Here is a 12,217-nt window from a genome sequence, read left to right on the forward strand (position 1 = left end):
CCCTTATATTGAATAAGTTCACGATGTTGGGGGGATGTGTTCTTGCTAACTCTGGCGAGGAAAATACAGGGAAAATATAACGAAGGTATCAATTTATCCATATCTAACTACCTGTTAATAAATTAGTAGCAACCACCGTTTCCGGCTACCAGAAAAAATAGTTGACTTCTTTGACATTAATAGAACGTGACCACCCCCACTGCCATCCGTCATACCCTCGATGCCACGGTTACCCAGGCCAACGATGCCGCTGTAGGCGATGAGTGCCCAGCTTGGGTGTAAATCCTTCCGCACCATGCGGATATATGCCAAGATTATAGCTTTCAAGTCAGTCAATGCATTCGGCCGCTGTATGAGAAATTCAGTCTGGAGCTGCCGGAATCATTCAAAAAACTCAAAGCCGTCGGCTAATCTTCAAAAACCTGAGAAATTCTCTGAAAACCCGGAGAATTTCTCGGGTCTTTTGATACTGTCAGTATCAAACTGAGTTGTAAATTTCCACTTCCACGTTTTCCATTAAAAGACACCTCTGTTTCTCCATTGTAGCAACCATGCTTAAATTCTTCCTATGCACGAGAACCAGTTGAGGTTTTTTGAAGATTTAATGTTTCGGAATGTGAGCACGGAATCAGCACCGCCCGGCGGCTTCAAAAAACCACACGACAATTTTAATGTTTCGGAGATTGAGCGGGAGAAGTCCGCTGTGCTTCAATATCTGCGTGAATTGCGGTTTCACATGCCCTCTGAAGAGAGGCTGGCATGGGCTATCGATACTTATTTCGGGCGGGTGATTGATCTGCTTAACCGGGCTTATAAATACATTGAAAATGGTGTTACAAAGAACCGGCAATCCTATGCGAAAGTTTTCGCTGCCTTACAGGAAATTCTGTCATTTCTTGAACAGCGTTATGGGAGATATATGGATGTAAACACATGCCTGCCCATTTCCCACGAAATGCAACTGAAGGACGCGCTGATTGAAGGTTTTTTCTTCTTCAAAACATCTGCGGAGAATGCAAATATTTCCCCGGCTCTGGTGGAGATCATCGAATCCGTATTTGCTGACTTTGTAGAGACCGAGGAATTTGGTAAAACGTCTTATGGCCGCATATATTACCTCTCGGCCCTCATTACTGCTCTTGGGAAACTCTCTCCTATGACGGATGAGGCCATACAACATACTTTAATCGCTCTAAACTTTAACTGCCCTGCCTTTGTGAAGCACTTTACCCAAAACTTGCCGGAAGATCCGGGTGTGCTTGTATTTATCCTGAAGGAAGTAAACCAAATCAGTGCTGCGCCCGGCTTCGCGTTAAATCCTCTTTACACAACCGTGAAGGAGCAGCTGAGCGCCTGGCTCAATCACGAAATCGGCTATCTGGCCGGTTCTTCTGCTAACGTGGCGCCGCCGCCGGTGATGAAGGATGCCGCGCCTGTCCGGAAGATCATGACAACCCTGTCTGTTCCCCAGCTGGCACATATGCTCAAACTCTTTACAGATCTCGGTATCATCGTTCACGACAATAAAACGGAACTACTGGAAGCCTTTGCCGCCATGTTCCGGACAGGAAAGACGGATAACATATCTCCGGAGAGCCTGCGCAACAATTATTACGGGGAAAATGCTTCTGTATCCAGCTCCGTACGGGATATATTCGTTGCCGTTATCAACAAATCAAAAGGCATTATCTGATGCTCTTGCGATCCTTATTCGCGTCAGGAATAAAGAATCTTTATTTTAATGTGAATTTATAATCAATCAGTTACAAGGGGTTGCGCAACCCCTGCCACTGTTCTTGCATTCTTCTTCTTCCTTCTTTTGCTGCACACTAAAACGTTACAAATGGCAGCAGAAATTATCACACAAGAGGATCTCCAGCTTTTTAAGGAAGAGCTGTTCTCCGAGATCCGCGACATCCTCAGCTCTCAACAACAGGCGCCACCCAAAAAGTGGATCAAGTCCTACCAGGTCATGGAAATACTCGGCATTTCCTCCGGCACCCTTCAGACCATGCGGAACAAAGGCGCCATCGCCTTTTCCAAAATGGGAGGGCTCATCTTTTATGATTATGATGCTATACTGGAGCTGATGAAGGATTCCGCTTACCCAGGCACGCCCATGCAAAAACGTGGTCGATGAATGAACCGGTAGGCATCAACTACATCCTTCACCAGCAGTTTCTTTTCGCCCTTATCCGGCGAGACGGGCGGCTGCATGCCAATCACATCAGCCTGTACTTTGCGCTGTTCCAGCTCTGGAACCTGCACCGGTTCCAGAGCACTTTTCCGATTCTCCGGGAAGAGGTGCTAAGCCTATGCCGCATCGGCTCGGTGAACACCTACACCCGTTGCCTGAAGGAACTGGATGCGTTCGGGTACATCTGTTACCATCCCGCCGGGCGGAAAGGGCTGCTCAGCCAGGTCAGCATCGTGCCGCTGGAATTGGCCGCCGGTTTACCGGAAGCCGAAAAAAGTAATCTCAAAATTGATACAACATGTACTGAAAACGATCCTGCGGGCAGTCTCAAAAATGAGACTACATGTACCGGAAATGATACTACGCCGTGTCTCAAAAATGAGACTGCCAGCGGCGGAAGTAGTCTCAAAACTGATACACTAGTAGTCTCAAAATTGCGACACCTATATAAACATATAAACTTAAAAGTAAACAATGAGGGAGTGGGGGATCCCGCACCCATTAAAAAAAATATAAATCAATCAGGCAATGCCGAGAAAGATGAAAACACACACCGCGCGGAATTTCCATTCACCCCGCCAAAACTTCAGGAAGTCCGGGAGTTTTTTAGCCTGGAAAAATACCCAGAGCCGGAGGCTGCGAAATTCTACCACCACTACCAGGCCAATGGATGGCTTCAGGCCGGCAAAACGCCGATAGCCGACTGGCGCGCCGCCGCGCACAAATGGATGCTCAACATTCGTAACCCGCAAAATCAACACCATGACAACCGAAAATATCAACCAGGATCACCAGCAGGACGGCTCCACACCCGAGAGGACAAGGATTACCACGACCCCTTATGACTACTACACCCTCCTGCAGGACGTAGAGCTGCGCGGTAAAACCATCTACGGCCCGCGCTTCACCCTCCATGAGGAAGACAGGCCGGTAGTGCTCAAACTCCTTTGCTATTTCCTGCAGGACGAGGCCATCGCCCAGGTGGAGGGCATCGACCTGCACAAAGGTATAATGCTCCGCGGACGGGTCGGCTGCGGTAAAACTTCACTAATGAACATCATGCGGGCCTATTGCCCGGATTCTTTCAAGCACACGATGATGGCCTGCCGGACGGTCAGCCACACTTTTACAAAGAAGGGGCCGGAGGTAATTGACCACTTCGGGCGGCTGTCCTTCTTCCCGTACACTAGTGTGCCGCGGATCTTCTGCTTTGATGATTTGGGGCTGGAATCATCGGCCGGCTACTTCGGGATCACGTACAATGTGATGGCGGAGATACTACTTTCAAGGTATGATCTGTTCGTTTCGCATAAGATGCTGACGCATGTGACGACCAACCTGAATAGTGAGGAGCTGGAGGGGATTTATGGGAATAGAATACGGAGCAGGATGAGAGGGATGTTTAATGTCATCACATTCAACAATACATCACAAGACAAGAGAGTTTAGATTGCCAAATACGAATCCAAATTAAAGATTTATCTTCTTCCAAAATATTCGAAAAACGCGTATATTGACTATATTTCATTATCATGTAGATTCCACAATCCCTATGGATCAAAAAGTCAAATACGAAATTGTTGAATTCATACTTGCACAACCCGAATTCCATGGACCAGATGGAATTATGGACTATCTTACTAGAATATTTCCTCTACGGACAATGATATCGCTGGATTCCCGTTTCGAGGACGCTTACGGTGATATTCGGCAGCACATCGTAAACAACTCAGATTGGACAATGAACTATTTGCTTTATGAACGCTTAAGAATCCTGCAAGAAAGTGAGGATATTTTTAAGCGTTTCCTTGAAGTAACTGTTCATCCCACGATTCGTAAAACCAGAAGGGAAATTGCCAGATATAGCAGGGAGTTAAATAAAATACTGGCGCATTCAGGTAAAGCATTGCGTATTACTTCCCTATTCGAAGAAATGCCAGTTTTTGAATTGGTAGATCAGGCCATACAGAATATGAAATTGTCCGAGGCGCTCAATAGTGATTTTCGATTTTACAAAGAGGACTTTGAGCAAAAAGAATACCCATGTTTTGTATTACGAAAAGACAACTGGAACGATTATGGCTACGTCACATTGATGGTGTTACTTTACTATGACGCCCATCGAACACAGGCTACTATAGGGTCTGTTAGGATCATGAAACGATGGGAAGAGCAAACTTGGGAACATCTACCAGAACAATTTGAACGATTACCATTGGACTTTTGTTCGCTTGGAGTGACCGAAGATTATTACAACAGGCTAAAAGACTTATTAACTTCAAGATCGACGGCTTTTTTCTATGCTCTGCGAGATGCAGGAATGTTCCCTTCGATTAGTGATCTGTTCTACAGAACTGAAATTTTTAGAAAATCTTTAATAAGAGAAAACAGTAATGAAGAATTATGGCGAACTATTCGCTATAAGTTTTATAATATTAGTGTTGATGAGGCATTCAAATTTAGTTTTCAGTTCAAACCAACTGATTCTACGGAATCAGTATTTCTTGACTTCAATTTTGAATATAGTAAACCTATTGAACACCGCGTATACGCTTTGATTGGTAAGAATGGAACTGGTAAAACGAAAATACTTTCAACTATCGCGCAGGAACTGGCCAACCACGACTCAACTCTGATTCCTAAAAAACCACAGTTTGGTAAAATTACCAGTATTTCTTACAGTTTTTTTGACAACTTCGAAATACCAAAACAACATGAAAGTTTCTATTATGCATATTGCGGACTAAAGAAAGATAAAAAAACTTTGTTCGAACCTGAGGAACTCGATGAACGGTTTCGTGATTCAGCACACAAAATACTAGAAAATGGGTTGCTGGATAAATGGAAGAAAGTTTTATCAAATTTTATAGAATCGACACTTGTTGATGAGATATTTGTTCCCCCGTCATTTTTTGATGATCAAACCGAACATCAGTATAATCCGGAGGCCGTTCGCGTTTTAAAGGATCAGCTCAGCTCGGGCCAACACATTCTACTATATGTTCTTACAGAGTTAATCGCGCAAATCCGGGAAAATTCCTTAATTCTCTACGATGAGCCAGAAACACATCTTCATCCCAATGCCATTACTGAATTGATGAATAGCATTCTGGAATTGGTAAAGGAGTTTAACTCGTTTTGTATCATCGGTACTCATTCGCCACTCGTAGTACAGTGTATCCAATCGCGGAATGTGTTTGTATTATCTCGGCAACCCGAACAAGTCTATCTACATCTTCTAGAACGAGAATCTTTTGGGGAAAATTTAACGGTTATTACGGAAGATATCTTTGGCACGAAAGATATTCCGAAAAATCACCTGACAGTATTGAATGACCTGAAACGGGGCCGCTCATTTGAGGAAGTGGTGGCACTTTTTGAGGCTGAAAACAATGGCCTCTCAATGAACCTTAACACCCATTTGTATCTCAAAAGCCTTTATAAATAGGTATGGTTAACTTAGTTGTACCCGTTTTTGACAGTTTGAAACTGTTCCAAGTTGCAGTTGATGGTAAAACTGATAGAGTCGCTCAGGCCTCTTTAACTGCAGCTATACCACTAATAACTTCCAGATATCAAGTTTTTGATAATCATAACCTCCGTAATGAGTTGGAGCTGCTCACACAAGATGCGGCCTGTAATGCTCTTAGAGAGGAGTTGCTATCGCTTTACGAATTCGGCAAACCTGTAGTGCAGCAGATTTTAAACACCCTGCAAGCCGCACAAAATCGCACCGTTCGACACACGTGCCAGTATTGCACTATCGGCAGTATCAAAAGTCTTGACCACATTGTCAACAAGGGAGACTATCCGGAATATAGCATTCATCCTCAGAATCTCATTCCTTGCTGTTTAGAATGCAACATCAATAAAGGAAGGTTTTGGGTGCACGGTGGTAATCGGCTGTTTATCAACCTCTATACTGATGAGCTGCCAAAAGAACAGTACCTGTTTACTAACATAACTGGCAATATCGCGGAACTGGATTTTGACTTCGAACTTCGGCAGCCCAAAGGGATTGATATCATCCTGTGGAATAGAATCGTGAGCCATTACAACCGAATGAAATTATTGGGAAGATTGCGACATAAGGCTATTAGTGAAGTGACAGAGCTTCTTTTGCTAGCTAAGAAGACGCTTGAGTGCGGTACTACCAAAGCTGATATCATTGACATAATGTTACAGCAAGCTACTATTAGTCGGCGTGAATACGGAGCCAATCATTGGAAGGCATCCATGGTTGAATCGCTCGCTGACAGCGCCCTGTTTTGGCAACACGTTCACCGATTTCGGTTGTAATCGGCAATATATTTCTCAATAGTCGTCATACATCAACTTGGAAAGTTAAAAAAATGGTTTCCCCCTTCGCAAAAAATACATTACCAGTCATCTTTCTCAAATAGTGTCTCTCGACTGATGGCTCTGTTTACATAGTGAAGCGAATCTTGTAATATACGGTACGTCAGCGAATGCTCCTCATAGTTTGGCAATACTTCTTCTATAAGGGCTTTAAGTCTAATATCAAAAGGGAAAGGCTTTCCTGGAGTCCCCTGCTTACCGCCGGAAGTGGTTATTGCCTCCCTGGCCCTAAGTATAAGCTCTTTCAACTTGCCACCATCGTTCGCAAACCTACTGCGAGCATCTTCAAGAATTGAGGAAACTAAACAAATAAGTTCTTTTGTTTTGTTATGGAATTCAGATATCGATTCGACAAGCCTTCTAACATGCAAGAAGTTTCCCTTGCAAGAACTGTAAATCTGTAAATAAATAGATTTGATATCTTCAGTTATTTCCAATGAAGGCTTTAAATAGGCAATTAAATATCGTGCTATAGATTCTATCCTCCAATTCTCTTCAAGGTTTAAATTCCATTGTAGTGCGATATCGAATAGTCTCTTCGATTTTTGCACATCAAACTTATTTACAAGGAGCATATGTGCGGATATCGGAACACATTCGTAATAAAGATAGTCAGATTCATTAACAACGTTATTTTTATACTCAAAACGTCGAATAAAATATGCAAAAATATCTTCTTCAGGGCTGGTTCTAAAAACTTTCAAAAGACAGCTTTCTATTTCATTGTTAATTGCAAATCGTACACTATTCTCCATGAGTAGTTGATGCAAATTTGAATCATCTTGAAACCTATCAAATAACAACCCAAATAAAGGGCCACCTTCATTTATTTTACAGTTTTCAAGATAGTATCGTATGTATTTTTCTCCAGCAGATTTGTTGACCTTGTAAAGGGAGGGAATAGCCTGTATAACATTACCATTATTACACCCAATTGGATCGTACAAAATTTCCAGGAGTAATTCTTCGTCTTTATTTGTCAAAACGCAATCTCCAATCCAGTAAGCACTATAAACATGCATAAGAATATTGTTTGCCTGTATGCTTTTTTCACCTAGATATTTATCAGCCTCGACCCAAAAAAAATCTGCTAGATCTTGACTTTTCCTAAACGCTCTTAAAAACCTGATCCATAAGCATAAACTATATGCTTGTTATTTTCTTTTAAGTGTAGATAAATCTCTTTAGCTTTTAAAGGATATTGAAAAATTCCGTTCAAAAACTCATTATAGTAATAAGGAAGAGTAGATTCAGAATTATGTAACTTACTAATTGCATCTGAAATATGATACGCCGAATTGTTCTCAATTATTCTATTTATTCTAAAAAGTTCTGATTCCCTATCATCTCGTAAACTATTTTGCAGTTTTATAAAAAGTGTTAACAATTCATCTGTTAAATTTTGAGGGTTTAAGAGGGATTCTATAGCATCAAGGCGGAAATGAAATTTTTTTGGAACTCTATTTCTTCTGTACCAATGTAAGTTATCTATCACTTCTATTCTGGAGGCAATATTAAAAGAAGCAACATTTTTCTCCAAAAAAAGAAGTATTAATTCCATTTCTTCTTCATACTTATATCTTTCATCAGAATTGACATTTGCTGATATTTCTCTTGGAATATCCAAAAGTACCTTTAATGACTCGTTTTTTATTCTTTCGTTAGAGGAACAAGCATGGTACTTTATAAGAAGCTTTATAACAGATATCCTATGCTCTTTTATGTCATCAACCATTGGGATTTTATACCTGTAAAAGTCAAAGGAATAGTTTGAATATAGATTTTCTTTTATCAAGGAAAAAGAAAGTTTAAGCATTTCAGACAATCCGTAAATTTGAAAAAGAACAGATGTAGAATCTTTTTTATAAAGTAGCTCGCTTGCTCTTTTTACAAAATAAGTTTGATGCTCAATAGAATAGCTATATAAATATAATCCGTGGCAATAACTGAATGTTGAATTTAATATCAACTTGTCGCCGGTAATATTAAAGAGAGAAATACTTGCATCAAACACGAATCCATATCTATCGGAGTGATACAGGAGTTCATGTAGAATTCCCTTTATAATTGGTGCCGTTAAGTCGTTGTATATATGTCTTCCTCCGCCATATTTATTAAAATCGATATTAACTGTACATTCTTTATCTTTAACTATATCAAAAAAGTGGTGAATGGCAACCTCAGCAATGACTGGCTTCTGAATTGCTATGGAATAAGCGAATCTCATGCGATCAATGAATCTATCATAATTCAATTTTGGAAGTTCTTCAATATATGCATGAAGAAGATTGTCGATCTTGCATATTCGAGATTTAACTTTATCACTTTCGACTTCATCTATACTCGCTAAATTCATTAAAATATTGGCAGTATGATTCGAATACTTTTCAATTTTTGTTTGTACCCATAAATTGTCAGAATCCTCCATTAAAATGATATCGCTATAATAGTCTGGCTTTATACTTTTTTGATAATTTCCAGAACTCATTCCTTCTGCTACTAATTTTCGTAGAAAGTAAACTATAATATCTTCATTTATTTGTTCCGTTTCTGCCATACTTTTTATAAGACTCACATCGTCATAGTCAAATGGTTCTAATAGACAAATTAGTGAAAGTAATTTTTTACATTTTATCCGATTTACTCCTGTTTCCTTTACCACTAGATCTATGAACGTATTAAAATGGTTTACTACATACCCATTAAATTCTTCTTGAGTTTTTACACTAGTAATATTTTCATTTTTTGCTACAGCATTTAAAATTCCTACGATAAGTATAGGACGCCCGCGGGAAATATGGACAAGATGATCAACATACTTATTTAAGTAGTCGTTTGCTAGTTCTTTTTCAAAAATCTCCTTCGTTTCCTCCTTAGTTAACTTGTCCAAGTTTATCCTTAATCCTTTCCCCTAGTCAAATTCTCGAATCAGCTTAAATGCTTCCATGGATTGAAGACTTCGAATAGTAAATATCACCTTTATTGTTACACCATTATGCTTTCCTCCTAGTTTCTTTAGATCTGCAAGCATTGCGGGTGAGAAATTTTGAGCGTCATCAACTAACAATATGTAGCTATTGCCGGCACCCAATGCAAATTTAATTCTGTCAAAATTGAGATTTAGATTCTCTACTTTTAGGGCTTTCCAAGTTTTGTTGTTATCAATATATTTCTGGAAAAAATGTACAGCAAGTCGGGTTTTCCCTATTCCTGTTTCGCCAGAAACGATAGCAAAATGCTGTGTTTCATTAATTAGAAAACCATTAAGAAGTTCTAATTCCTTTTGCCGAGAAACAAAAAAGTTGGATAGTGTATTTAGATCTGATGATGGTGCTTGTAATCGTTCACTTAATGCCTTCTTGTAAGGAAGCAGAGAAGAGGTTGTATATCCTTCTTCCATCCATAGTTTTAATATTGGATACTGAACATATATTCGATTTAATCTACTTCCATCCCAAAGCTGAAAGTTTGTGTCGTGCTTGCTATGCTCGTTTAAAAGTTGAGAAGCGTATTCTTTAGTAGCATTGGTTTCTAATGGATTTAAAGGGATATTAGTTAATATAACAAGATAGTTCTCATCCTTGATCTTCCTAATCTCTTGTTTAATTTCTTGTTTCAAGGAATTGAAAGCTGTTTTTCTTGCGGTACCATGGAATTTATATTGAAAGCGCCATAATCCATTTCTCCTTTTATATTCCCCGCAATAAGTTCCATCAATCCCTCCATCTTTCCCCGGAGCTTCAAACCCTTGAAAAGAATCGCCAAGTTCTAACCATAATAGTGTATTACAGAAATTCTGAAATACATCAGGATTGCTATTTTTCCAATCGACTTTCATGATAATGAAAATAGCGTTTTTGAGTCATAATTATGAGGCCAAACTTGAATATCGCGGTAATTGAACATTAAATGGTTTCCAAAACATTGCTCACTGGAATTTCACGGGCATGACTGGGTGTCAAGCAGCAAAAGAGATGCTATGTTTTACATCTATGCTTGAGTATATCATGGCAATGGGCGAGGTAAAAAGGTCTCACTCCGGCTTTAGGCCGGGCTGTGGCTTCTGGGCAAGGTATTTCATGCGGCCCGGCCTAAAGCCTGCGTTCGGGCAGCTCCCGGTCCACGCGCTGAAGCGCGCGTCCCTACGCTGCCCCATATTCGTCCGCCACCTGCCTGCCGGTCTGCCCACAGGTTGCTCCGTGCGGCGAAGCGCCGCACTCCCGCCCCCTGGGGCAGCCCGGCATGGCGGGTGGTGGCGGGCACGTTTTGTTGGCAAGCGAAGGTTTCTTCTCAATCATCTTGGTGCTACAATCATGTAAGTGCCTGGGTACTGGGTCGCTTTGGGCGAGGGCTTTTATGTGTAGGTGTCGGATGCCGGTGCCGGGGTGGACCCGGCTTCAGAACATGGCCTGCCGCGAACAGCGGCTTTGGAATCTCTTTTCAGCTTTTGAACAATCTTGGCGCATACTTGGGGCTGAGGGTGGCCAGCTTCTCCTTCCCCCGGATGCTACGGGGCCACCCTCAGCCCCAAGTATGTCTTCTTTTTCTCTTTTACTGGCGGTGGGGCAGTCATCATCTTTTCAGGGCGCCAGGTGCAGCCCGGTGGAGATCGGGACCGCAAGGGGCTGCGTTCGCCGCCTGGGTTCTCCCAGATCATAACGCACTCCAGCCCCTCTCGGCTTCCCTTATTTTGTTTTCTTTACTTTCTCTGGTTTCTCCGCAGGCACAAATTTTTCACGCACAGCTTTTAACGCTTCCTGTAGCTTTTCGGGATGCTGCCAGTATTCTACACTCAGGTTCTCGCGGATGTCCCGCAGCTCTTTTAAAACATTAGGTTTTTTACCCTTTTTCATGGTCGCGTATATTTAAAATCTCCCGCGGTGTGCGGATTTCTATCAGCCTATAACCCAACCGCAGGTTTATGGAGTTGTAAAGCCTTATCCGGTTCAGGTTCACAATATGCTTAAAGTTCCAGCTGGCTAATACTTCAGCGTTGTTGATGGTAGCCAGAGCGATATGTAAGGCATCGTTATAGCTCTTATTCGTCAGGGCTCCTTCGCTTATATAGGTCTCAGCCAGCATTATTGCTTCCTCCGTTGTCCGGAGATGAATTCTATACCCCAAAGGTACTTCATTTAGCTTTTCGTGGATTTCCGGCCGGGCTTTTGACAGTTCCAGCAACATCAGGTCGGAGATGATGATCTTTTTGCTGCCGGCTTTGAATTCCTTCAGCAGGGCCTCGCTCCATTCCTGAAATTCAGGCTCAAAACAGCCGCCAATGACAGAGGTGTCTGTATATACGTTCACCATAGTAATTTACGCAGTTTAGGTTAACAATCAATTTTTGAAAATGAGTTTTGAAGGGCAGGGCTTTACTTTTTTACTGGTAGGGTCTCTGTTATGCGTTTTGCGATGTTTTGCATCACCTTTTTGTTGGCAGGGCCCCGGCGCTCTTGGGGCCGGTCCTCTAGCTGCTGTACGCCCTCCACCTTTCTGATCACCAGGCTATCTTTATTGTGTTCTACGGCGATGAGGTCGCCTACGTCAAACCCTGCTTCGTGTAGCCATTTCCCGGACAGGCGGATAAAGGGAACATGGGTATTATCAAATTCGTGCTCATAACAAAGCGAGCCGACGGTTAACAAACGTTCTTTTTTCATA

12 protein-coding genes are annotated in these 12,217 nt (G+C 41.7%); 6 read left to right on the top strand and 6 right to left on the bottom strand.

All coding sequences use genetic code 11. The annotated features are described in order from the left end of the window. Window positions 1-568: 568 nt before the first annotated feature. The 6 genes from EG028_RS19865 (at window position 569) to EG028_RS19890 (ending at window position 6,496) form a co-directional block, all read left to right on the top strand. A complete protein-coding gene (locus EG028_RS19865) occupies window positions 569-1,693 on the top strand; it encodes a hypothetical protein (protein WP_120518074.1) in 1,125 nt (374 codons plus the stop codon). Window positions 1,694-1,843: 150 nt separating this feature from the next. Beyond that, a complete protein-coding gene (locus tag EG028_RS19870; RefSeq protein ID WP_120518075.1) occupies window positions 1,844-2,140 on the top strand; it encodes a helix-turn-helix domain-containing protein in 297 nt (98 codons plus the stop codon). After that, window positions 2,137-3,042: a hypothetical protein gene (locus tag EG028_RS19875; RefSeq protein ID WP_123864727.1), complete on the top strand. Its 906-nt coding sequence runs from the start codon at window positions 2,137-2,139 to the stop codon at window positions 3,040-3,042. The genes EG028_RS19870 and EG028_RS19875 overlap by 4 nt, the downstream gene beginning before the upstream one ends. Continuing rightward, the gene (locus EG028_RS19880) at window positions 2,960-3,646 is read left to right on the top strand and encodes an ATPase (RefSeq protein ID WP_120518077.1); all 687 of its coding nucleotides are present in this window, start codon (window positions 2,960-2,962) and stop codon (window positions 3,644-3,646) included. Before EG028_RS19875 ends, EG028_RS19880 begins: the two co-directional genes overlap by 83 nt. A 103-nt stretch (window positions 3,647-3,749) precedes the next feature. Beyond that, on the top strand, window positions 3,750-5,645 hold the full coding sequence (locus tag EG028_RS19885; RefSeq protein ID WP_120518078.1) for an AbiJ-related protein: 1,896 nt from the start codon (window positions 3,750-3,752) through the stop codon (window positions 5,643-5,645). A gap of 2 nt (window positions 5,646-5,647) precedes the next feature. Then, window positions 5,648-6,496, top strand: coding sequence for an HNH endonuclease (locus EG028_RS19890; RefSeq protein WP_120518079.1), 849 nt, complete (start codon window positions 5,648-5,650; stop codon window positions 6,494-6,496). Window positions 6,497-6,576: 80 nt separating this feature from the next. Here the strand turns inward: EG028_RS19890 and EG028_RS19895 are convergent, their stop codons facing one another. From EG028_RS19895 to EG028_RS19915, 6 genes are all read right to left on the bottom strand, one after another. After that, window positions 6,577-7,578, bottom strand: a complete 1,002-nt coding sequence (locus EG028_RS19895) for a hypothetical protein (RefSeq protein ID WP_120518080.1) — start codon at window positions 7,576-7,578, stop codon at window positions 6,577-6,579. A 95-nt stretch (window positions 7,579-7,673) separates the two neighbouring features. Continuing rightward, on the bottom strand, window positions 7,674-9,446 hold the full coding sequence (locus EG028_RS19900; protein ID WP_120518081.1) for a hypothetical protein: 1,773 nt from the start codon (window positions 9,444-9,446) through the stop codon (window positions 7,674-7,676). A 21-nt stretch (window positions 9,447-9,467) separates the two neighbouring features. Next, entirely contained in the window at window positions 9,468-10,394 is a 927-nt protein-coding gene (locus EG028_RS19905) for an ATP-binding protein (protein ID WP_120518082.1), read from the bottom strand. Between the two features lie 847 nt (window positions 10,395-11,241). After that, window positions 11,242-11,409 (bottom strand): hypothetical protein, encoded by a 168-nt coding sequence (locus EG028_RS27775; protein ID WP_162946580.1) that lies wholly within the window; start codon window positions 11,407-11,409, stop codon window positions 11,242-11,244. Beyond that, window positions 11,396-11,866 carry a PIN domain-containing protein gene (locus EG028_RS19910; RefSeq protein ID WP_120518084.1) on the bottom strand — a complete coding sequence of 157 codons (471 nt, stop codon included), beginning with the start codon at window positions 11,864-11,866 and terminating at the stop codon, window positions 11,396-11,398. Before EG028_RS19910 ends, EG028_RS27775 begins: the two co-directional genes overlap by 14 nt. 62 nt (window positions 11,867-11,928) lie before the next feature. Next, window positions 11,929-12,216 (bottom strand): SymE family type I addiction module toxin, encoded by a 288-nt coding sequence (locus tag EG028_RS19915; protein ID WP_120518085.1) that lies wholly within the window; start codon window positions 12,214-12,216, stop codon window positions 11,929-11,931. Between the last annotated feature and the right edge of the window lies 1 nt (window position 12,217).

Origin of the sequence: Chitinophaga barathri (assembly GCF_003807585.1) — a bacterium.
GTDB classification, from domain to species: Bacteria; Bacteroidota; Bacteroidia; order Chitinophagales; family Chitinophagaceae; genus Chitinophaga; species Chitinophaga barathri.